Annotated in this window: 20 protein-coding genes; 5 read left to right on the forward strand and 15 right to left on the reverse strand. The window is 43.0% G+C overall.

What is annotated here, in order from left to right; genetic code table 11:
• Positions 1 to 213 precede the first annotated feature (213 nt).
• The 6 genes from fabV to HMPREF0623_RS08990 form a co-directional block, all read right to left on the reverse strand.
• Positions 214 to 1407, reverse strand: a complete 1194-nt coding sequence (gene fabV / locus HMPREF0623_RS08965) for an enoyl-ACP reductase FabV (protein ID WP_004166781.1) — start codon at positions 1405 to 1407, stop codon at positions 214 to 216.
• 149 nt (positions 1408 to 1556) lie between these two features.
• Complete coding sequence (gene glmU, locus HMPREF0623_RS08970) at positions 1557 to 2963, reverse strand: bifunctional UDP-N-acetylglucosamine diphosphorylase/glucosamine-1-phosphate N-acetyltransferase GlmU (protein WP_002830170.1); 1407 nt, start codon at positions 2961 to 2963, stop codon at positions 1557 to 1559.
• A gap of 8 nt (positions 2964 to 2971) precedes the next feature.
• Positions 2972 to 3808, reverse strand: a complete 837-nt coding sequence (gene purR / locus HMPREF0623_RS08975) for a pur operon repressor (protein WP_002830171.1) — start codon at positions 3806 to 3808, stop codon at positions 2972 to 2974.
• A 332-nt stretch (positions 3809 to 4140) separates the two neighbouring features.
• Positions 4141 to 4929 carry a metal ABC transporter permease gene (locus tag HMPREF0623_RS08980; protein ID WP_002830987.1) on the reverse strand — a complete coding sequence of 263 codons (789 nt, stop codon included), beginning with the start codon at positions 4927 to 4929 and terminating at the stop codon, positions 4141 to 4143.
• Positions 4922 to 5602 (reverse strand): metal ABC transporter ATP-binding protein, encoded by a 681-nt coding sequence (locus tag HMPREF0623_RS08985; protein ID WP_004166784.1) that lies wholly within the window; start codon positions 5600 to 5602, stop codon positions 4922 to 4924. The genes HMPREF0623_RS08980 and HMPREF0623_RS08985 overlap by 8 nt, the downstream gene beginning before the upstream one ends.
• Positions 5602 to 6495, reverse strand: a complete 894-nt coding sequence (locus HMPREF0623_RS08990; RefSeq protein ID WP_002830984.1) for a metal ABC transporter solute-binding protein, Zn/Mn family — start codon at positions 6493 to 6495, stop codon at positions 5602 to 5604. Before HMPREF0623_RS08990 ends, HMPREF0623_RS08985 begins: the two co-directional genes overlap by 1 nt.
• 141 nt (positions 6496 to 6636) lie before the next feature.
• On the opposite strand from HMPREF0623_RS08990, the gene HMPREF0623_RS08995 reads away from it, so the two are divergent.
• Positions 6637 to 7224, forward strand: coding sequence for a uracil-DNA glycosylase family protein (locus HMPREF0623_RS08995; RefSeq protein WP_002830175.1), 588 nt, complete (start codon positions 6637 to 6639; stop codon positions 7222 to 7224).
• Positions 7225 to 7363: 139 nt separating this feature from the next.
• Here HMPREF0623_RS08995 and HMPREF0623_RS09000 read toward each other — a convergent pair whose 3' ends face one another.
• The 9 genes from HMPREF0623_RS09000 to HMPREF0623_RS09040 all read right to left on the reverse strand — a co-directional run bounded on the left by HMPREF0623_RS09000 (position 7364) and on the right by HMPREF0623_RS09040 (position 17538).
• A complete protein-coding gene (locus tag HMPREF0623_RS09000; RefSeq protein WP_004166786.1) occupies positions 7364 to 8905 on the reverse strand; it encodes a YfcC family protein in 1542 nt (513 codons plus the stop codon).
• Positions 8906 to 9024: 119 nt separating this feature from the next.
• Positions 9025 to 9735, reverse strand: a complete 711-nt coding sequence (locus tag HMPREF0623_RS09005) for a Crp/Fnr family transcriptional regulator (RefSeq protein ID WP_002830982.1) — start codon at positions 9733 to 9735, stop codon at positions 9025 to 9027.
• Between the two features lie 68 nt (positions 9736 to 9803).
• Complete coding sequence (gene arcD / locus HMPREF0623_RS09010; RefSeq protein WP_002830179.1) at positions 9804 to 11231, reverse strand: arginine-ornithine antiporter; 1428 nt, start codon at positions 11229 to 11231, stop codon at positions 9804 to 9806.
• A gap of 912 nt (positions 11232 to 12143) precedes the next feature.
• Complete coding sequence (locus HMPREF0623_RS09015) at positions 12144 to 12920, reverse strand: (S)-acetoin forming diacetyl reductase (RefSeq protein WP_004166788.1); 777 nt, start codon at positions 12918 to 12920, stop codon at positions 12144 to 12146.
• A gap of 33 nt (positions 12921 to 12953) precedes the next feature.
• A complete protein-coding gene (locus HMPREF0623_RS09020; RefSeq protein ID WP_004166789.1) occupies positions 12954 to 14297 on the reverse strand; it encodes an FAD-dependent oxidoreductase in 1344 nt (447 codons plus the stop codon).
• Positions 14298 to 14540: 243 nt separating this feature from the next.
• Positions 14541 to 15302 (reverse strand): MurR/RpiR family transcriptional regulator, encoded by a 762-nt coding sequence (locus HMPREF0623_RS09025; RefSeq protein WP_036671463.1) that lies wholly within the window; start codon positions 15300 to 15302, stop codon positions 14541 to 14543.
• 60 nt (positions 15303 to 15362) lie between these two features.
• Positions 15363 to 16817 carry a 6-phospho-beta-glucosidase gene (locus HMPREF0623_RS09030; protein WP_002830976.1) on the reverse strand — a complete coding sequence of 485 codons (1455 nt, stop codon included), beginning with the start codon at positions 16815 to 16817 and terminating at the stop codon, positions 15363 to 15365.
• 12 nt (positions 16818 to 16829) lie between these two features.
• Positions 16830 to 17153, reverse strand: a complete 324-nt coding sequence (locus tag HMPREF0623_RS09035; RefSeq protein WP_002830184.1) for a PTS lactose/cellobiose transporter subunit IIA — start codon at positions 17151 to 17153, stop codon at positions 16830 to 16832.
• 73 nt (positions 17154 to 17226) lie between these two features.
• On the reverse strand, positions 17227 to 17538 hold the full coding sequence (locus HMPREF0623_RS09040; protein ID WP_002830186.1) for a PTS sugar transporter subunit IIB: 312 nt from the start codon (positions 17536 to 17538) through the stop codon (positions 17227 to 17229).
• Positions 17539 to 17693: 155 nt separating this feature from the next.
• Here HMPREF0623_RS09040 and HMPREF0623_RS09045 point away from each other — a divergent pair, with 155 nt between their 5' ends.
• The 4 genes from HMPREF0623_RS09045 to HMPREF0623_RS09060 all read left to right on the forward strand — a co-directional run bounded on the left by HMPREF0623_RS09045 (position 17694) and on the right by HMPREF0623_RS09060 (position 21370).
• Complete coding sequence (locus HMPREF0623_RS09045; protein ID WP_002830974.1) at positions 17694 to 18389, forward strand: GntR family transcriptional regulator; 696 nt, start codon at positions 17694 to 17696, stop codon at positions 18387 to 18389.
• Between the two features lie 317 nt (positions 18390 to 18706).
• On the forward strand, positions 18707 to 19702 hold the full coding sequence (gene trpX, locus HMPREF0623_RS09050; RefSeq protein WP_004166791.1) for a tryptophan ABC transporter substrate-binding protein: 996 nt from the start codon (positions 18707 to 18709) through the stop codon (positions 19700 to 19702).
• Positions 19699 to 20619: an ABC transporter permease gene (locus tag HMPREF0623_RS09055; protein WP_002830972.1), complete on the forward strand. Its 921-nt coding sequence runs from the start codon at positions 19699 to 19701 to the stop codon at positions 20617 to 20619. Before trpX ends, HMPREF0623_RS09055 begins: the two co-directional genes overlap by 4 nt.
• Positions 20612 to 21370, forward strand: a complete 759-nt coding sequence (locus HMPREF0623_RS09060; RefSeq protein WP_004166792.1) for an ABC transporter ATP-binding protein — start codon at positions 20612 to 20614, stop codon at positions 21368 to 21370. The genes HMPREF0623_RS09055 and HMPREF0623_RS09060 overlap by 8 nt, the downstream gene beginning before the upstream one ends.
• Positions 21371 to 21432: the final 62 nt, after the last annotated feature.

The following is a 21432-nucleotide window of genomic DNA, read 5'->3' on the forward strand; positions in this document are numbered from 1 at the left end:
TATCATAATTCATTTACGACTATAAAAGCAAGTTACTTCCGGGGAGTTTCTAAGTTTTCTTCCTTAAAAAAACGTTTTTTTCTTTGTTGCAGGGTGTTTTTTGCAATTATCTTAAAAAGTTTCCTGAAATGAAAATTCATGAACATTTATCCAGATTCATTTAACACATATACTTTTATTAAACTAAACTCTAAAATTTGAGTACCTCTTTTATTATGGTTTTAGATTTAATAAGTCAGAAAATTCAAACTCATCATTCTCTAAACCATCAACCGCAAATCCCGCCGTATTAAGAAATTCTTTTCTAAATTGAGCATAACCTGTCATCGGACTTTTAAAATTATCTGCATTAATTTGTTGGTATAGGGCTGCCGTTTTTGCCTGCGTCGAAGGCCGTAATTCATAATGGTCTGCGCGTAGTCGTCCTTTTGGATCGTAAATTGGATGTTTCCCATAGATCATTTCCCGGTAAACCCGATCTTTATGCATAATTGGTGTTTCATGCGTAGCCTCATCGGTCATCACTTTGTACAAAGCAATCATGTACTTTGGCATGATTGGAATGACCACGCTTGCCTTAGTAGTCACTACGGTTGATACGCAAACTAGCGCTCGACCTTGGAGTGGCTTCAATTCCTGATTAATCCGCTCGGCGGATCTTTCAGCTTGCGTTTTTGCCACCCCTAAGGTTCCTTCATGATAAAACGGATACGTCATTTGTGGGCCAATGTAAGAATACAGCACCGTTTTAAAGTCATCTGCTAATACATGGGCTTCCTTTAACGCTTGGATCCACCATTCCCAGTCTTCACCGCCCATTACTTTAGCAGTTCCTTGGATTTCTTCTGGAGTCGCTGGTGCAATCGTTTCGGTGAATAACCGTTCGTGTTCTAAATCAATATTTTCGCCAGTCATGCTTTGGTCGATTGGTTTTAAGACCGACCGCCATACTTTCTCGGACCGGGGGTCGTTGCGCTTCGGCGCTGCTAAACTATATACAAGCAGATCAATTTTTCCGCCAAATTCATTTTTAATGTACTCAATCACCCGTTGTTTCATGGTGTCACTGTACGCATCGCCGATAAAGTTTTGCGCAATCAACCCAGCTTGCTCAGCAAATTGTTTGAAAAAGATACTGTTATACCACCCTGCAGAACCTAATTGTTCAGGACTTTTTGGCCCCCGTTCATAAGCTACGTTAATGGTATCTGCACCGCTGCCAAACGCCGTGGTAATTCGGGTAGCTAGGCCATAACTTGATGAACCGCCCAAAATTAACACTTTTTTAGGTCCCGCATATTTCCCCTTAGACTTTACGTAATTAATTTGATTTAAAACTGCTTGCCGGCAACCATAAGGATTAACCGATTTAATAACGTTTCCAACGATTTTTGGCTTCACTTTCATTTTGATTTCCTTCTTTAGTTTTTTCCGTTGCCTTAGCTACTTAAATTATAGAAAACTTTTTCTAAACATAGAAGTCACACCGCTTAAAATTTCCACCACAAAAAATCCCCCAAGCAACCTGCGTGCTTGAGGGATCAACTTAGTAATGATTAGTCACGTTGATTTTCTTTTTCAGCTTCTAAAGCTGCTTCGTAAACCGGAAGTTTTTTGAAATAACCTTCCTTGTTAACTTGCCGGCCCCGGGCAATGCCCATTTCGTATTGGTTAACGTCGCCAGTAATGGTTGAACCAGCAGCTACGTAGCTGTGGTCCGCTAATTTAACTGGGGCCACGATGTTGGCGTTGCTACCAATGAACGAGTAGTCACCCACCGTAGTGTGATGCTTGTTGATGCCATCGTAGTTAACGAATACCACGCCACAACCGATGTTGATATCCGTACCTACATCTGCATCCCCAACGTAGCTTAAGTGGCCCATTTTAGTCCGGGCCCCCAATTTAGCATTCTTAACTTCACAGTAATTACCGACGTGGACAAATTCGCCAATTTCAGCTTTCGGGCGCAAATGGCTATTTGGTCCAATATTGCTGTCGTGGTGCATGATGGCCTGTTCAATTTGCGAAGAGGTGACCGTAACCCGGTCTTCAATAGTCGAATCCACAATCTTAGAATGTGCGCCAATCACGCAATCCGAACCAATCTTGGTTTGACCTTGTAGTTGAACTCCTGGTTCAATTACGGTGTCAGCGCCAATTTCAATCCCGTAATCAATGTATGTATTTTCCGGATCCACAATGGTTACTCCATTACGCATGTGCACTTCGTTGATGCGTTGTTGCATTACCTTAGTTGCCTTCGAAAGGGCCACCCGGTCGTTAACTCCCATTGATTCGCTAAAGTCATCCATCTCGTAAGCTGCGACAATTTCGCCAGCCGCCTTCATAATTCCAATTACGTCAGGAAGGTAGTATTCTCCTTGAGCATTGTCATTTTTAACTTGGTGCAAAGCCTTGAACAATTTCTGATTGTCAAAACAGTAAACTCCGGTATTAATTTCCGTGATTTCTGCTTCTTCACGAGTGGCATCCTTTTGTTCAACAATCTTATCCACCACCCCAAGGTCGTTACGCACAATCCGGCCATATGAGAAAGGATTATCGGTCCGCGCAGTGAGAATTGTAGCCGCAGCGCCCTTTTGACGATGATATTCAAATAAGTTTTCAAAAGTTTTAGCGGTAAACAACGGCGTATCGCCACTAACAATCATTGTAATCCCGTCTTTGTCGCCTAAAATGTCTTCAGCTTGTAAAACGGCGTGCCCCGTACCAAGTTGTTCCTTTTGAACCGCGTATTCCGTCCGGTCCCCAAGCAATTCCCGAACCTTTTCTGCACCGTGACCAATTACGGTAACCACGTGGTCCATATCCGTTTTTTCAACTTGAGTTAAAACATGATCCACCATCGCTTTACCGCAAACGGGATGTAATACCTTATATAATTTTGACTTCATCCGGGTTCCTTGACCCGCTGCTAAAATAATCGTACTTTTCACCATTGCTACAATTACTCCTTAGTGTCTTCTTTAAAATTTCTTTCAAAATAGTTTCCGGCCTTGATTTGAACTTGTCCGGCTTGGGAAGTGTCCACGTTCAACAATGAAGTGAAGTCCTCAATTGCCCGTTGTCCTTTGTAAGTTCCTTCAGCTAGTACCGAAATTCCAATCAATTCTGCTTCGAATTCTTTCAGCAGATCGACCATTGCATGAACGGTGCCGCCACCCTTCATGAAGTCATCCACAATCAAAACCTTCATTCCGCGCTGTAAACTGCGTTTAGAAAGCTCCATTTTTTGGATACGTTCCGAAGAACGGGATACGTAGTTGACCGAAATTGTCGAGCCTTCCGTAATCACCGATTCGTGCCGCACAATGATGAACGGAACGTTTAAATAGTTGGCTACTGCTTGGGCTAGCGGGATTCCTTTAGTTTCCACGGTCATTACCGCATCGACGTCGGAAAATACGTACTCACTAGCTAGCATCCGTCCAATTGCACGCAAGGTGTCCGGGTGCCCCAATAAATCGGACATATACAGATACCCACCAGGCAGCTTACGATCCGGATCCGAAAGTTGTTCCGTGAGATCCTGAATAACCTTTTGGGCTTCTGCTTTCCCAATTCCCGGTAAATATTTAATTCCACCAGCCGCTCCATTAGTAATTTCAATGGTTCCTAACTGTCTTTTTGCTAAAGTTGATTTCATAATTGATAAATCTTCACTAATCGAAGATTTAGCGGATGAATATCGCTTAACGAAAAATCCAGAAGTTATTAGTGTGCGGGGATGATTAATAAGGTAGTTAGTCATATCAATCAGCCGTTCACTACGCTTCAGTTTCATTGCTTTCACTCCACTTCGTTTGTCTATTAGATATTTGTTCTCATTAACCAATATCATACCACAGTTCAAGGATAATGTTCGGGTTTAGGCGAAAACCTTAATATAATTTATTGCAAAAATTCATAAATGTAAAAAGAACCGGAAAACAGCCCTTTTCAATCGTTAAATTACTATGTATTGGGTGGTAACTGCCATTTACTGCTTGCGTAGCCCCATCACACTTAGGCACCCCAATTCCTCCATCCAATTAAATAAGGGAATCAATCGCTAAACTTGCGACCAATCCCCTTAGCTGGTTAATTTTTAAATTTCGTCCCCAATTTTGAGGTATTCTAATCTTTTCTCCCCAGCAACATCGCTGAAAAGTACACCGTGCATTCAATTAAGGCGATGAAGAAACTTACCGGCCAACTCGTTACGTAGCCCAAGTATAGTCCTAGCCAAACGCCTACCAAAGCTGCGCCTACCGCAAACAGCATCATGCCACTCACCGTTTTAGCCACAATTTTTGCGGCCGCTGCCGGTAACGTTAGTAACACAAAAATTAACAGTGAACCCACAATTTGGGCTGCCGTACTAACGCTCAACGCTAATACTACTAAAAAGATAATTGAAATAAAATTTGTGTGAATCCCCTTTACAGAAGCACCCACGTGGTCAAACGAATCAAACTTAAGCGGTCGGTACATCAACAAGATGAAGGCTAAGGCCACGATGGTGAGCAACAATACTTGGCGAACTTCTGACCGACCAATTCCAATTACGCTCCCAAACAAAATGTTAGTAGCGTAACTAACGTTTTTGTTAGAAATTGAAAGAAATAAGATTCCAAGCCCCAAAAACAAACTTGAAACTGCTGAAATTGCCGATTCTCGTCGTGATGCTTGTACACTCATTTTACCAATCAAAATTGAGCTCACAATGGTAAACAGCAACATCCCCGTTAAGGCTTGCCATCCCATAAAAATTCCGAACGCCGCCCCAGAAAAGCCAATTTCTGAGAGCATGTGGGACAAGAACGACATGTTGCGCCCCACTACGTAGACTCCCATAATCCCACAAATAATGGCGATAAAAGTTCCGGCGATGTAGGCATTTTGCATAAATTCAAAACTAAACATTGGGCAAATCCTCCTCACTGTGAATATCGCTGACTTCGCCCAACGCGTACCGGTCTTCTTTCAACAATAAGTACTTGTCGGAATATTTTTTCATTAAATCGAAATCGTGCGTAATTGATAATACCGTTAATCCGTGCCGCCGATTAAAATGTTGCACCAAGTCGAAAAGTTCGTATTTACGAACACTATCCAAACTTGCAGTTGACTCGTCCAAGATTAACAAATCCGGCTGATCGACCAGTGCCTGAGCTAAATACGCCCGTTGCTTTTGTCCACCGGACGCCCGACCCATCCGGGTATTTTGAATTTCTACCAAACCCGTTTCTTGCAAAATTTTGTCTAGTTGTTGGCGTTCTTTCTTGGGTAACCACGGTAACCGACTTTCTTGCAAATTTAGGGCTACAAAGTCCCGAATGGATAATGGGTAATCTCGGTCAATATTTCTAAACTGAGGCACGTAACCAATGTTCACTGCCGACCGAAATTTAATCTCCCCGTGAGTCGGCTTAACTTGGTGTAACAACGTCCTAATTAAAGTGGTCTTCCCCACCCCGTTTTCACCAATTACACTTAAAAATTCGCCCCGGTCAATGTTGAAGCTTAAATGATTGAAAAGTTTTTGTCCCGGGAACTCGACCGTTAAGTCGTGTACTTGTACCAATGTCTCCGTCATTAATCTTTCCCTCTTATTATTTTACTGATTTGATTTAGTTGGCTAACCATCCACTCTTGATACGACTTACCGTCCGGCATCGTCTCCGTAACGTTGATAACGGGAACGTGATGTTTTTTAGCCATTTTTAAAACTTCATCAATTACCTTATTACCAGTCTGTTGGTTGTTAACGATGAATTCCACTCGGCGCTGCTTAAGATCTTGTTGCAGGCTTTCAACCGTTTTTGGTGAAGGATCGGTCTCGTTTTCGATTGCAAGCGCAAATTTCCGGTCGCTAATTTGGTAGCCTAACTCCCGCAAGGTGTAATCATAAACCGGTTCGGTTACCGCAACTTTTTTCCCCGAACTTTGTTGTTTAATTTCGTCAATCTTCTTCTGGATTGGCTGCAGCGATTTAACGTATTTTTGGGCGTTTCGCTGATAAAATTCGCGATGTTGCGGGTCTTTCTTACTTAACTGTTTAGCCACCTGGTTTGCTAGACGTTCCATAGTTGCCAAATCGTACCACAAATGAGGGTTCTCGCCATTCTTTTTGTTCATCAAATGTCCAAGATTAATCACCTGAAGTCCCTTTTTATGCGGGGTGATCCGTTGCATCCAGGCATCCGTTCCCATCCCATTTTCAATTACTAAATCAGCATCCACCATGAGTTTAGCCGTCTTGGTCGTTGGCTCAAAATCATGCGGATCAGTCGCCGCATTTTGAATAATATTCGTCACCTTGACGTACTTACCGCCAACTTTCTTGGCCACGTCTCCATAAAAATTAAGCGAACTAACTACTTGAACCTTATCCGAATGTTTTGGCTTAGTTACCGTACATCCCCCAAGCAAAAATACTCCCGCTAGTAACAAAACTAAACCTGCTAACCAACTTCGCCTTCCGCGCATCTTCTTCCTCCTAAAGAGTAATCATTACTATTTACTCTGACAATTATAACAAAGAATGCGCTAGTTGCTAGCGTTATTCTCAAGATAACGTTTTCAATGATGTATACTGGAGGTAGTTTCCTAATAGAAAGGAGAATTTGTTTGGATTATCAAATGCCGTTTTTCAAAGAAATCATGCAGGATCCGCAAAATGCCATCTTTACTGAAAAGGGTTGGCACCCCATTTACATGCTCAATCCCCAGGCGCGAATTCTCATCGTCGGCCAAGCACCCGGCAAACGCGTGCAGGATACAGAAATTATCTGGAATGATAAAAGCGGCGATCGGCTTCGGGATTGGATGGGCATTTCGCGCGAGACCTTTTACAATTCTGGAAAAATTGCCGTTCTGCCAATGGACTTTTACTATCCCGGAAAAGGCAAAAGCGGGGATATCCCTCCTCGTAAGGCCGTCGCTGAAAAATGGCACCCCCAAATGGTGGCTGCCATGCCTAACATCCAATTAACCTTGTTGATTGGCGCTTACTCGCAACGTTATTACTTAAAAACCACTCCGAAGACAACCACCACGGAATTGGTAAAAAATTACCAATCATTCTTACCAAAGTATTTTCCACTAGTCCATCCTTCACCCAGAAATAATATCTGGCTGGCAAGAAATCCGTGGTTTGAAGAACAAGTGGTTCCCGATTTAAAACGCCGAGTCGCGGCTATTTTACAAGATTCCTAGCGTCTGACCACCCTTTACTAATTTTTACTGTAAACAATCTCTGCAACTAAAATAAGCATTCTAAACCCAACACCGTTATCTTTACAAAGCATTAAAAAACAGGAGCTAACTAAGCTCCTGTTTTTATATCGATACGTTTTTAATACATCAAGACTTGGGCCACTAAAATTCCCCCACCAAAAACAAGTAAGAAAACCACTACCGGCCAAACAAACTTGAACCAGTGGGAATATTTCATGTCGAGCATTTGGAGGGTAGCCATTACCAACCCGGTTGGGGCAAGGAACAACATTGCATATTGCCCGAATTGATAGGCCGTAACCACAACAAAACGTGGAATCTGTACCGTATCTGCTAACGGCGCCAAAATTGGCATTGAAAGTACCGCTAGACCAGAAGACGATGGCACGATGAAGCCCAGGACGAAGTAAATAAATAACATCACGATAATAAATACCGGCCCGCTCATGTGGGCAACTAACGACGAGGAAAAGTCTAGGATTGTATCGGAAATCATTCCTTGGTTTAAAATCAAGTTAATTCCTCGAGCTAACCCAATAATCAACGATACCCCGACTAAGCTCGAAGCACCGTTGACAAACGCGTCAACGACACCTTTTTCCCCAATTCCATTTTTACCAGTCGCCGTTAAAATCATGATCAAAATGGCAAAGGCCAAGAACGAAGCCGCCATCTTAGGGAACCACCAGCCCTGGGTCATTACTCCCCAAACCATCAAAGGAAAACCAGCTACGAATAGCGCTAAAACAATTTTCTTTCGTAAGGTAAACGCTGCTTGTTGTTCATCATTATTTATTACCGACCATTTTTGGTTAAATTCATTCCGGTCTTCGTAAGAGTACGAAGCTGCCGGATTTTGTTTAACCTTCTTACTGTACCAGTAGAGGTAGCCAATTACGAACAACGCCGCCACTACACAGCCAAAGGCCCGCCATGGTAAACCTTCCGTGAAGCTAATCCCCGCCGCGTTGGAGGCAATTACTACGGAAAACGGGTTAATTGTTGAAAAGGCCGTCCCAATTGAACTAGCTAAGAAAATGGCTCCCACACAGACAATCGAATCGTAGCCCATCGCAATGAAGACGGGCACGAGGATTGGATAAAAAGCCACCGCTTCTTCTTCAATTCCGCATAACGTTCCGCCTAGAACCATTAACGTCGCTACTAAGAAAATTAACAGAAACTCATGCCCCTTCGTCTTCTTCGTCAGCGCTAGCAAACCGGATTCGAAGGCTCCGCTTGCCCTTACCACACCAATTAAGCCGCCTAACACAAAGATAAATACCATAATGTCGACAGCTTCGATAGTTCCGTTAACCATGCTAGAAGTAATTTGATCAACTCCTGCAGGATGCTGCTTCAAGCGCTGGTAGGTGTTGGGAATTGAAATTTCTTGGTTAATGCTTCCCGACGTGAACTTCTGAATGTTAATCTTAACACCCAGTTTATCCAATTCTTTTTGGGTAGCTGGTACCTTTTCAACCTGTCCGTTAGGCTGTTTTACCTGTAGAGACGAGTTTGCTTGGTTGTACGCCAATTTTGCGTAACTCCCTGAAGGAACTACCCACGTAGCGATTACCGCCACAATCGTCAAAATGAATAAAATTACAAACGCTCCCGGCATTTTAAGCTTAAAACGCTGTTTTCCCCTTGTTAACATAATGGCACACTCCCTTACCAAAAAATGGTCAACCTCGCAAAAGTTCTTTAAAAATAAGTCCCACGCCAGTTGACCACCTTTTTTAGTTGTATTTAATTGTGTGCCTTCAATTTTGTTAGTTAGTCGTCATCTTCATCCTGAAAAAATTCAGGTTTAAAAACAAACCGTTTATGTTCATAATCAATTAAGTTTTGTTCCACCAAGTATTTGACAATCTGTCCGGCAGTCTCCCGGCTGGTTCCGCTCATCACTGCTAATTCCTTAATGCGGAGGGGATACGGAATTTTAGAACTACCATCCGGCTGGAGCTGTCCTAAATCAGCTTCAAAAGTTTTCAACGCTTGAACAATTCGTTGTCGTGCGCTTGGGGTAACTAACTGCTGAATCTGATCTTCTGATTCGCTAATGATTGAACTCATTTCCTTAACCACCTTGACCAATGCCGCGTTATTTTGTCGTAACAACGATTCAAAAACTGACATTGGAAAATAGACAATTTCAATATCGGTCATTGCCTGGGCTGTGTACGGATAATAACATTCCGTAAACATTCCCCGATAAGGAAAAGCAAGATCGGCCTTAATGTATGTATAAAAAGTGAATTTATCGTTTGCATCGGTTCGCTCCGCTCGTACCAAACCTTTAATCACAAAGTACAAATTTTCTCGATCATCGCTTTGATCAAATAAAACCTGTCCCTTGGGAAATTGCTTTACGTGCATTTGGTTAATAAGCTGTTGCAACTCTGCATCGGTAAAATCACTAAATTCCGGTTTAGTTTTTAAATACTTTTTCGGATTATCCCGAATGGAATCCTGCTCGTTTGTCATATCATTACTCCTAGCTGATGATTCTTAGCTCTTAAATCAAGTAACCAAAGTTCTAATATAACACATTCCTAAAGCGAGATTCCGCCCGTAAACATTAGACCCACACTCAATAGCGCACCCGCGGTAAGCAATCCGGTCACTAATTTTTCTTTGTGCGACAAGCGGACTGCGCAGCCATTTTCCTGACGAGCCTTCCCGTAGAAGTAAATACCTGGTAAGTAGGCAATTAAACAGAGTAATAAGTACTCAATCCCTGCCATCCAAATCCCCACGACTTCAAATACTAACGCGAAAACTCCAATCATTAGTTGCGCCCGATTTCCCTTTACGTTTAGGTGTTGATAGGAATACTTGATTTGGTACGCTGCTACTAGGATATAACAGACGATAATCGAAGCCGTACAAAGCGAATAAGCAAAGTTATACGCACGCGAGGTAAACAACAAGGTAAACAGAAAGCCCTGGACTAAAAACGCAGTCATTACTAACGCAAATGTTGGTGCATTATGCCGGTTGACCTTACCAAAATACTTTGGCAATAGCTTTTGCTTAGCCATTAGCAAAATGGTTTCTGCTGGTAGCATTGTCCACGACAACCACGCACCTAAGATGGAAACGATTAGGCCGATGCCAATCAGGTAACCGCCCCAAGGACCTACCATCTGGGCAAAGACGTATAATAGCGCTGGCTGATGAAGGTCCGCCAACTGCGTCCGGGTTAGGTAGCCATATGGCAAGATTGAGATTAGCATGTAAATTGCTAATAGACTAATCAAACCAAACATGGTTGCCTTTCCGGCAGTTGACTTCTTCTGCGCCCGTGCGGAGAGGGTGGAAGCCCCTTCGATCCCAACGAAGACCCACATCATCACCATCGTGCAGTTTTTAATTTGCTGCATTACGTCACTGACTACAAAGTGGCTTCCTACGTTATCCCAGAAAGCTTGGGTAAAAAGATGCCCATCAAATAAAATAATTGCAGTTACGATAAAAACGAACAACGGGACTAGCTTACCAATGGTAACCACCATGTTAATAATCGCAGCGCCTTCAATTCCCTGACTGACAAAGTAGGTTAAACACCACAGCAAGACGCTTGCTAACAAAATTGAAGGTAAGTTTTGTCCTGATTTAAAGACGGGGAAGAAATACCCCAAAGCACTCATCATCATGGTTGCAAACGCCACGTTGCCAAGCCAGGCGGACAACCAGTATCCCCAGCCACTAATAAAACCTGCAAACGGTCCGAATCCCTTTTGCGCATAGGAAAACATGCCTTCCAGCTTCGGTTCCTTGAGCAGTAAGTTATTTAATGACAAAGCTAACATTAAAATTCCAAAACCGACAATTAACCATGCGATTATCACCGGTCCCGGAGCCGCTGCACGTGCTAGATCGGATGGTAGGCCAAACACCCCACCCCCGATCGATGAACTAATCACTAGCGCACATAATGGCAATAAACCAATTTTTTTGGGCGGCTTTTTTTCTGACAAGTTGATCACCTCTAAAAAGTTTGTGTCCGTGAGCAGAACATTCAGCTCACTTAATAATTTGACTGTTTACTTAAAATTTAGTTGTTTAGCGGCGATCATTAATCACGATTGATGAAGCAATCCGAATCGATCTCACTAGTAGCAACGTTTTAGCTAGTACTCTTAAATACGCGTAAAAATATCTAACTAGTTAAATACGACAAATGCTTTCGGTAACCCCTCAATCAGGACACTGAGCAAATTTTTTATTGTTTTAAACTAACCGTATCGAAATAATTGGCGTGATAATTCATCCGAGCCCGGGCTACGACACATAGTTAAAACAATAAAAATAGTTTCACTCCATGGGTCTATTTTACCGATTAATAAAACCGCTTTCAGTGGAGATTTAACGTTCTAAATGTTAGCAATTTATCATTTTTATTAAAGTAATTGTACAAAACAAAGGAAAAAAAGGCGAGGATGGTGCTCAATTGAGAGCGTGGAAAAGCCCGGTTAAATCTTGAGGATTAATGAAATTAAAAAATTAAGCGTTTACGCTTATTTTTTTAATTTCATTAACCGGAGAGATTTGGGCTTGGGAACGCATTTTGACTATCTTCCATAAAAACACAGACTTAGTTTAATTATGCAATTAATCGCAGGTTTGGCGATTGATTGCATAATTTTACTAACCGGAAAAGATTGGAAACTGGAGCACGTTTAGTCTGCATTGCAAATTAAACTTTTGTTCACCGGAGAAATTTGGGCTTGGGAACGCATTTTGACTATCTCGCAAGCCCACCATTAATTAAATAACAATCGCTAAAATTTCATCCGTCACCATTGTTTTACAATTCTCCGTCACAATAAAAAAGTCCAGAACGATATAATTCTCGTTCTGAACTAGTTCAAAGCTAAATTAAAACTGACTTACTGAAACTGCATTCCGCCATCCACAATGATGGTTTGTCCGGTAACGTAATTGGAATCCGGACCAGCTAAGAACGCAACGGTCGCAGCTACGTCTTCCGGTTCCGAAAGTCGTTTTAAGGTGATGTCCTTTGCAAACTGTTGCATCCCCCACTCGTCATCTTTGCCAGCGTTTTGACCGACTTGATGAGCGATGTCCATCATCATTGGGGTTTTTACAATTCCAGGTGCGTAAGCATTCACGGTAATTCCCTTGTCTGCCAAATCTCGCGCAGCTACTTGCGTAATTCCCCGGATCGCGAATTTAGTACCCGAGTAGAGTGCCAAATTAGGGTTTCCCACTACTCCGGCCTGCGAAGTCGCGTTAATAATTTTGCCACCGTGGCTTAACTTTTCAAACTGTGCAACTGCAGCTTGAATGCCCCACAATGGGCCAGCAACGTTAACATGATATACCTTATCAAATTGCTCAGGAGTGATGGTTTCAATTGGTGTTGTGGGACCTAACCCAGCGTTGTTAACTAACACGTCAAACCCGCCTAGTTGGTCACTAACCTGAGAAGCCGCCTTAAACACGTCATCTCGATTAGCAACGTCAACTTCAACAGCAATGGCAGTTTGTCCGCGGTCGTTGATCTCATCCGCTACTTGTTGGGCGGCTGCGGCCTTTAAATCCGCAACTCCCACTGCGAAACCATCCTGTGCTAAACGCAACGCAATCGCTTTACCGATCCCTTGCGCAGCTCCCGTAACCATCGCTACTTTTGATTTGTTCATGCTCAGGATTCCCTTCTGCTTAAAATCAGTCTACTATTTCTTAGAATCTGCCTTGGCAACGGCCGCCATTGCTAACGCATTAATGTAGTTAAGCGGTTGGTCGTAATTTGGTTGGAAGAACATGTCCACCATCGACAAGTCGTCAATGGTCATCTTGTTTTGAATTGCCAACGAAATCGTGTTTGCAGATTGTGCACAGTCATAATCGCTGTAGAACGCTCCTCCGAGGACAACCCGGGTCTTTGGATCCCAAACCAAGCGCATTAAGATTGGGGTAGTGGTAAGCATGAATTCTGGACGATAATCCTGTTCAAGGGTTACCGAATCAACTTCCACGCCCCGTGCTTGTGCGCCACCTTCGGTCAAACCGGTACTTGCCAAAGTCTTACCAAAAAGTGCTACCGCAGAACTTGCTTGAGTACCCAAGTATTTTACGGTTGGTTTTTCAATGTTATGTCCAATTAGGATTCCTTGACGAACCGCGTTAGTTGCCAACGGAATGTAATCGTCTTTGCCAGTAGGATTGTAGTGCACTACTGAAGCATCACCTGCGGCAAAAATATCCGGGTTCGAAGTTTGCATATATTCATCAGTGATGATTGCACCGTTTTTGAGCATATCAACCTTGTTCTTTAGCAAACTAGTATGTGGTCGGAAACCAACGCAGAGAATTGCGTAATCTGCTGTATAACTACCCTTATCAGTCTTAACGGTAATTTGATCAGTTCCGCTAAAGCCTTGAACCATTTCGTTCATTGCTAATTTAACACCGTGGTCAGTGTAGTCTTTGGCAACCCGGTCAGAAATTTCAGGGTCAAAGTTCTTTGCCAATACGTTTGGTAAACCATCAATCAAGGTAACTTCACGGCCAGTGATTGCATATTGTTCAGCTAATTCAGCGCCAATGTAGCCTGCACCAATTACCACTACGGACTTAACGTCGTCGTCAATCCGTTTTAATTCTGCCGCGTCGTTCCAGTTCTTGCAAAGCTTGATTCGTTCGTTATCAATTCCATCAATTGGCGGAATTACAGGCGATGAACCAGTCGTCATAACTAGCTTATCGTATGTATCGGTAAACTCTTCATTTGTTGCGAGATTTTTAACTTTTAAAGTTTTTGTATCGGGGTCGATATCTAAAACATCATGCTTCATTTTCATGGTTGCACCAAGTTCAGTCAACGCTTCTGGCGATGAATAGAACATTTTCTTTGGATCAGAAACGTGGTTCCCTACCCAAAGCGCAATCCCACATGATAAGAATGACAAATTATCATTACGTTCGTAAACCGTCACGTCGTAATCGGGATGTTCTGTTAAGATTTGTTGTGCCGCAAAGGTTCCAGCGTGTGTACAACCAACTATAGCAATTTTCATAAGTAACCAACCTCCTAGTTGTTTATAACTAAATAGTAACCGTTTTCAACCGTTTGTCAACTACTACACAAGTCTTGGAAACGCCCGCTTTATCCCGGCTATTGAACCTAATAGTTAACACTGTTGATTTATTGGGAATAAATTAGCACATTCGCTTTTGAAAGCATAAAAAAGTTGGGACTAAAATTCACAAAAAATTTTCATTCCCAACTCTTTTACTTAAAATTAACCGTTCTCATAACACTATTTTTTAACCTTGGTAGTCACCTTATTATTTTTCATCAGCTCGCCACACCGCTGACCAATTTGTTCTAAAACGTAAACTACCGGCACTTGGGAAGTGAAGTCTAGCGTTCCCACTTTCTTTTCCGGAATGTCGTATGCCAGACAATGGTCGCAAACCCGTGCAAGGGTTGAAAGGTGGTTGGCCGTTACCGCAACGGTAGTCGCCCCATTTTGTCGGTAATAATTAGCTTGTCGCAAAATTGCATCGGACTCGCCCGAAACGGACAAAAACATGATCAAAGTTTTAGTATAGTCCCGGCCCTCAATCGGTTGCGGCTGATACGGATCCATAATTGCCAAAGAAAACAATCCATAATTAGATAACACTCGGGCACCGTACTGTGCGAGACTGCTACTCGATCCCATCCCTAAAAAGAGGCGGGTATGCGCCTTTAAAAATAACTGCGCTATCGCGGAAATTTTTTGCCGGTACTTAGGCAAATTAGCCTGCGTTAAAAATTGGGCAATTGGCCCCCATTCTTGTTCTACCTGTCCAAACCGGTCGGGTTTATCATGATGTCGCAACGCATATTTGAAATCAGAAAATCCTTCGTAACCCATTTTCTTCAAAAAACGCAAAACCGTAGTGGACGATACGTGACTTTTAGCTGATAAATCTCGAATCGTCATCGTTTTACATTCTTCAAGATGACCCGCAACGTACTTATAAACAAACATTTCTAATTGATTGAGGGTCTGAATTCGTTCGTAACTAAACACCTTGATCACCTCCTTAAAACGGTATTAACCTTATGGCCTACGGGACGTCAGCGGCTTTAATTAATTAGTAGTTAAATTCGCCCCGTTTGAAGCAATTACCTTCTGATACCAAGCAAATGAATCCTTCTTAGAACGCGCTAGGCTTCCATGACCCGCATCATCTTGGTCGACATAAATGAAGCCATAGCGCTTGGCCATTTCACCCGTGCTAGCTGAGATTAAATCGATGCAGCCCCACGGAGTGTAGCCAATCAAATCAACTCCGTCTAACACGACGGCCTTTTCCATCTCGAGAATGTGGTCATGGAAATATTTAATCCGGTAGTCGTCATGAACCTGGCCATCGGCGGTCTTTTGATCGTAAGCGCCAAAACCGTTTTCCACGATGAATTGTGGTTTATGCCAACGGTCTTGCATCCAATTCATGGAATAACGCAAACCGATTGGATCAATTTGCCAGCCCCAATCTGATTTTGCTACGTACGGATTATCTACTAAATCAGTAGACTCGCGGTAGGCGTAGTCGGAATCGTCATCGTTAGCTTTTGTCGTAAATGACATGTAGTAACTAAAGCCAATGTAATCCACCGTGCCCTGCGCTAAAATTTTGCGGTCTTCATCACTGATTTCCACGGAAATACCACGCCGTTGCCAGTACTTCAACAACCATGCGGGATATTCACCATTCGCTTGAACATCACCGTAGTAATAGCGGGTCTGCATTGCCCGTTCAGCCTTCATAATATCCGCTGGTTTAGCAGTAAGCGGGTAAATTGGACACATGGCAATCATTGCCCCGACTTGATAATCTGGGTCAATTTCGTGAGCCAACTTGACCACCTTCGCGCTTGCAACCATTTCGTTATGGGCCGCCTGGTACATTAACGCTTCTTTATCTGGAGTAGTTTTCGTAACTAGCAACCCCGAGTTTTGGAGAAGCGGGTGCGGATCGTCATAATCAGCTTGATTATTAATTTCATTAAAAGTCATCCAATATTTAACTTTACCGCGATAACGTTCCATTACCGTCTTGGCAAACCGGACGAAAAAGTCGATTAGTTTTCGATTAGTCCAACCGCCATATTCCTTTACTAGGTGATAAGGCATTTCAAAATGGGACAGGGTGATAATTGGCTGAATATCATGTTTTAAAAGTTCATCAAAAACGTCATCGTAAAACTTTAATCCGGCCTCGTTAGGTTCCGTTTCGTCGCCGTTAGGGAAAATCCGCGTCCAAGCGATCGAAGTCCGAAAGCACTTAAAGCCCATCTCAGCAAAAAGAGCGATATCTTCGCGATAGTGATGGTAGAAATCAATTCCCCAATGGTTAGGATAAATCTCCCCATCCACCACTCCATCGGTAACTTTACGCGGAGTGTCTTTATTACCTGCCGTCATGACGTCCGCAATGCTAACGCCCTTCCCATCGGCTTGCCATCCGCCTTCAAACTGATGGGCTGCAACTGCGCCGCCCCATAAGAAACCAGCGGGCATCCGATAATTTTTTTCCGTCATCAAATCTCCACCTTACTTTTCAGCTAATTTCTTATATAAGTCCACAATTTCTCCGGCTAAATCCCGGAAAGTGATGGCATTCATGATGTGGTCTTGGGAATGAACCGTTAATAAAGTTACCTTGGCATGGTTGCCGTTGGCTTCTTCAGTCAACATCCCGGTTTGGGCGTTATGTGCTTCAGTTAAAAAGCCGTCGGATTCCTTCAATTTTTCATCAGCACGCTTAAAATCGCCTTCCTTAGCAGCGTTAATTGCTTCAAAAGCAGAACTCTTTGCGTTCCCTCCGTTAATAATTAATCCCATAATTGCTTGCATATCTTGTTCTTGTTCAGCCATTTAATTTACCCCTTTCGATACAAAAAAGCGCTCCAGTTAAGTGAAAGCGCTTTTAAAAAATTCACAAAGTTACTTAGTTCCCCATTGCTGATAAAGCTTCTTTGAGAACTTTTTCGCCGTTCATCATGCCGTAGTCTTGCATATCAATAACTTCTACTGGAATATCTAATTTCTTTTTGAAGTTGTCTTCTAGATAACGAACTTGCGGTCCAAGCATCAAAATGTCTGGTGATTTTTCGGATAATTTGTTATCCGCATCGGATGCCGCCGTTGCGAAGATTTCTGCGTCAACGCCTTCAGCTTCCGCAGCTTTTTGCATCTTGGAAACTAGTAAACTAGTCGACATTCCTGCCGCACATACTAACATAATTGTTTTTTCAGCCATATGAATCACTCCTGTAATAAATTTAATTTAGGCGGTTGACTATGAAACCGCTTACGTTACAATTGAATTATAAAACGTAGGTACAAATTTTACAAGTGCCAAACATTTAAATTTGTCACCAGGTTATTAAGACCAGATAAAGAAGGTGTCACTAATTGTATACATTTATTGCAAATGATTTGATTTATAAAATTAATCACCATCAGTTCAAGGTAAAATTGCCTACCGAATACGAATTAATGAAAAAGTATAACGTTAGCCGGAACACAATTCGTAAGGCCATCGACATCATTAGCCAAAAGGGACTTGTGCGCCGGGTTCAAGGCAGCGGATACTACATTAATAATATCGGCGCGGACACCGATCGGATCGTTAACCTCACCATGGGGGTTTCCGAGGGGTTTAACCATCAAAAGCTAACTTCTCGGGTAGTTACTTTTGACCGGATGATTGCCGACCGGGCCATGGCGAATGAGTTTGGTTGTGAAGATGGCGATGAACTATACCGAATCATCCGGTATCGTTACCGTAAAAATCAGCCTTATATATTGGAATACGCTTACTACGAACGTAATGAAGTCCCTTTTCTACCAGTCGACGTCCTGCATGAATCAATCCTCGAGTTTATCAAAGCCGAATACGATGTCACCGTTGATTCGAGCGACCAATACGTTGGCATTGAACCGTTATCGCCAGAAGCTGCGTCCATTACCGGCTTTCCTCAAGGCGATCGCTATATCACCCTTTACCAGTCGCATTACCGGAAGAATAACGTTTTATTCAACTTCTCGAAAACTTATTACTTAGATCGCGGAACCCGTTTCTACTTCCATGCCATTAACCAGAGCTAGGTAATTTTTAAATCGTCGTTGACAAACTAAAAAGTCTTCCGTTATACTCATGGAAGATTAACTTGTAAGGTAGGAATAAACAAATGAGCATTTTAAAACGAAAAAATGTCAATAATGGTTGGCAAAGCCGGTAACTAGGTTGTGTTTTGCAAAGGCAAGATACGACCTGTATACAGATCGTATCTGTGCCGGCTCATTTGTGTTGAATAACGCTGATAATCGCCCGCATGGATCATTAACCGCCATGCGGGCCTTTTTTGGACAGGCCCTCTGGGTTTGTCCTTTTTTATTACTTTATTTTAAGGAGCTTTGCTTGTATGAAAAGAATGTTAAGTTTTATCGTCATCATTTTTGCGTTTCTGGGATTTGCCTTTTTCAAAGAAGGAAATTCTACCAACCAGGCTAGCCAAACCACTAAAAAGATTGGCATCCTACAACTAATGGACCAACCAGCTTTAAAACAAATTCAGCGCGGGGTTTACGCTGGCTTAAAGCAAACCGGATTTACCGAAGGAAAGAACCTAAAGGTGGACTACCAAAATGCTCAAGGAAATCAGAGTAACCTCAAGACCATGAGCGAGAAGTTTGAAAATGAAGGGGTCGACCTATCGATTGGAATTACCACCCCAGCCGCCCTTGCTTTGGCAAATACTACCAGTACGACGCCGGTCATTATGAGCGGGATTACCGATCCCAAAGGTGCTCGTCTAATGACTAACCTAAAGCATCCGACTACGAACGTTACCGGCGTCTCCGACCAAGCGCCGTTAGCCCAACAGTTGCAATTAATTCAGCAGCTTATGCCACATTTGCACACTTTGGGGATTATTTATACTTCTAGTGACAACTCGGCCGTGACCCAGTACCACCAATTTAAAAAACTGGCCCAGAAGGCGGGCATTAATCTTAAGGCGTATTCCATCGCGAATTCCAACGACCTTAACCAGGTTTCGCAATCCATGGTCCAGGCGGTGGACGCGGTTTACGTTCCAACCGACAACACCATTGCCGGAGCGATGTCAACGTTGGTCAAAAACACCAACGCGGCTAACGTGCCCGTTTTCCCAGCAGTCGATTCCATGGTCAAAAATGGCGGAATTGCCACTTACAGCGTGAACCAGTATAAACTTGGCGTGTTGACTGGAAAAATGGCCGGGCGGATTTTAAAGGGGGAAAAAGTTCGGGAAAATCCGGTCGAATATCTTAAACGCGGCGACCTAACCATTAACTTAAAACAAGCGCAACAAATGGGAATTAAAATTCCTAATAACTTACTACAAAAAGCACAAAAGGAAGGGGGTATTTACAAATGAATCTAATTACTTCTGCTATCGGCCAGGGGTTGCTGTGGGGGCTCCTTGGCGTAGGATTATTTTTAACTTTTCGGATTTTAGACTTTCCTGACATGACCGTGGAAGGGACCTTTCCGTTAGGAGCAGCCGTGAGCGTGACCGCAATTACTCACGGAGTAGACCCGCTTTTGGCAACCGTACTAGCATTTGGCGTAGGTATGTTAGCAGGTCTGACCACCGGCTTACTGTACACTAAGGGAAAGATTCCAATTTTATTGGCCGGAATCTTAGTGATGACCGCCTGCTACTCCATCAACTTACGAATTATGGGGACTTCGAACGTATCCTTATTAGGACATCACACCTTGTTTAGCGGTGCGTTCCTAACTGCATTACCGCCCTTCTTCGATAGCGTACTGTTAGGCTTGTTAATTATCACCGTGGTGGTTGCCCTTCTAGCGCTTTTCTTGCAAACTGAGCTTGGCCAAGCCTTCATTGCAACCGGGGACAACGAAAAAATGGCAAAATCTTTAGGCATTCATACCGACCAAATGAAAAACTTAGGCCTCATGGTTTCCAACGGTTTAATTGCCGTTTCTGGTGCCTTAATTGCCCAAAGCGACGGTTATTCCGACGTTAACATGGGAATTGGAATCATCGTAATCGGTCTTGCTTCAATCATTATCGGCGAAGTAGTTTTTGGAGAGTTGACCATGAACCAGCGTCTCGTTGCCGTGGTTTGCGGTAGCATCATCTACCGGTTCGTACTTCTCTTAGTCCTCAAGGCCGGCTTTAACACCAATGATTTAAACTTAATTTCTTCATTAGTACTGGCCCTTTGCCTAATGTTGCCAACCTTACGCCAAAAGCTGCGTTTATCCAACATTGTCCGTCGCGGCCTTTCACCAATTAGTCAGGAGCGTGATTCAAATGAATAACCAAGTAATTTTAGAATTAAAAAACGTGTCCGTCTACGCCAACCGGCACACTGGCGAAGAAATCCAAATTTTAAAAAACATTAACTTAAAGGTCTACCAAAACGACTTTATCACCCTGTTAGGTTCTAACGGAGCTGGTAAATCAACCCTTTTTAACGTGATCGCTGGAAACTTAGCCGTTGACGAAGGCCAGATTTTGCTTGCGGGAAAAGACATTACCCACCTTTCCGAAGAAAAACGGACTCGCTACATTAGTCGGGTTTTCCAAGACCCTAAGTTGGGAACCGCCCCCCGCATGACCGTTGCGGAAAACCTATTATTAGCTACGAAACGCGGACAACGTCGCGGATTGCGGCCCCGCCGCCTAAACCAACATACTGCCGAATTCAAACAAATTACCGCAAGCATGCCTAACCAACTTAGCGACCGGCTTAAAACCCCAACCGGAAGCCTATCTGGCGGACAACGCCAAGCTTTAAGCTTCTTGATGGCAACCATCAAGCGACCGGAAATTCTTTTACTAGATGAGCACACGGCGGCCCTCGACCCCAAAACCAGCACCGAGTTAATGGTGGCTACCCAAGAACGGATTACTGCGGATCATTTAACCGCCCTGATGATCACCCACCAACTTAGCGACGCGGTCAAATACGGTAACCGGCTTTTAGTCTTACGAAACGGGCAAATCACCCAAGATTTAAACGCCGAAGAAAAGGCTCAGGCGGATTTACGAGAACTTTCAATTTATTAAGATTACACTGCCTTATATAACGAATCATTATCCTTAACGATTAAAAATAAATATTTTTCATT

This window comes from Pediococcus acidilactici DSM 20284 (genome assembly GCF_000146325.1).
In the GTDB taxonomy this organism is placed as follows: domain Bacteria; phylum Bacillota; class Bacilli; order Lactobacillales; family Lactobacillaceae; genus Pediococcus; species Pediococcus acidilactici.

What these genes read in the sequence shown, in the direction of transcription:
- fabV (WP_004166781.1), bottom strand. Translation starts at nt 1,407, where the DNA reads ATGAAAGTGAAGCCAAAAATCGTTGGAAACGTTATTAAATCGGTTAAT.
- glmU (WP_002830170.1), bottom strand. Translation starts at nt 2,963, where the DNA reads ATGGTGAAAAGTACGATTATTTTAGCAGCGGGTCAAGGAACCCGGATG.
- purR (WP_002830171.1), bottom strand. Translation starts at nt 3,808, where the DNA reads ATGAAACTGAAGCGTAGTGAACGGCTGATTGATATGACTAACTACCTT.
- HMPREF0623_RS08980 (WP_002830987.1), bottom strand. Translation starts at nt 4,929, where the DNA reads ATGTTTAGTTTTGAATTTATGCAAAATGCCTACATCGCCGGAACTTTT.
- HMPREF0623_RS08985 (WP_004166784.1), bottom strand. Translation starts at nt 5,602, where the DNA reads ATGACGGAGACATTGGTACAAGTACACGACTTAACGGTCGAGTTCCCG.
- HMPREF0623_RS08990 (WP_002830984.1), bottom strand. Translation starts at nt 6,495, where the DNA reads ATGCGCGGAAGGCGAAGTTGGTTAGCAGGTTTAGTTTTGTTACTAGCG.
- HMPREF0623_RS09000 (WP_004166786.1), bottom strand. Translation starts at nt 8,905, where the DNA reads ATGTTAACAAGGGGAAAACAGCGTTTTAAGCTTAAAATGCCGGGAGCG.
- HMPREF0623_RS09005 (WP_002830982.1), bottom strand. Translation starts at nt 9,735, where the DNA reads ATGACAAACGAGCAGGATTCCATTCGGGATAATCCGAAAAAGTATTTA.
- HMPREF0623_RS09015 (WP_004166788.1), bottom strand. Translation starts at nt 12,920, where the DNA reads ATGAACAAATCAAAAGTAGCGATGGTTACGGGAGCTGCGCAAGGGATC.
- HMPREF0623_RS09020 (WP_004166789.1), bottom strand. Translation starts at nt 14,297, where the DNA reads ATGAAAATTGCTATAGTTGGTTGTACACACGCTGGAACCTTTGCGGCA.
- HMPREF0623_RS09030 (WP_002830976.1), bottom strand. Translation starts at nt 16,817, where the DNA reads ATGACGGAAAAAAATTATCGGATGCCCGCTGGTTTCTTATGGGGCGGC.
- HMPREF0623_RS09035 (WP_002830184.1), bottom strand. Translation starts at nt 17,153, where the DNA reads ATGGCTGAACAAGAACAAGATATGCAAGCAATTATGGGATTAATTATT.
- HMPREF0623_RS09040 (WP_002830186.1), bottom strand. Translation starts at nt 17,538, where the DNA reads ATGGCTGAAAAAACAATTATGTTAGTATGTGCGGCAGGAATGTCGACT.
- trpX (WP_004166791.1), top strand. Translation starts at nt 18,707, where the DNA reads ATGAAAAGAATGTTAAGTTTTATCGTCATCATTTTTGCGTTTCTGGGA.
- HMPREF0623_RS09055 (WP_002830972.1), top strand. Translation starts at nt 19,699, where the DNA reads ATGAATCTAATTACTTCTGCTATCGGCCAGGGGTTGCTGTGGGGGCTC.
- HMPREF0623_RS09060 (WP_004166792.1), top strand. Translation starts at nt 20,612, where the DNA reads ATGAATAACCAAGTAATTTTAGAATTAAAAAACGTGTCCGTCTACGCC.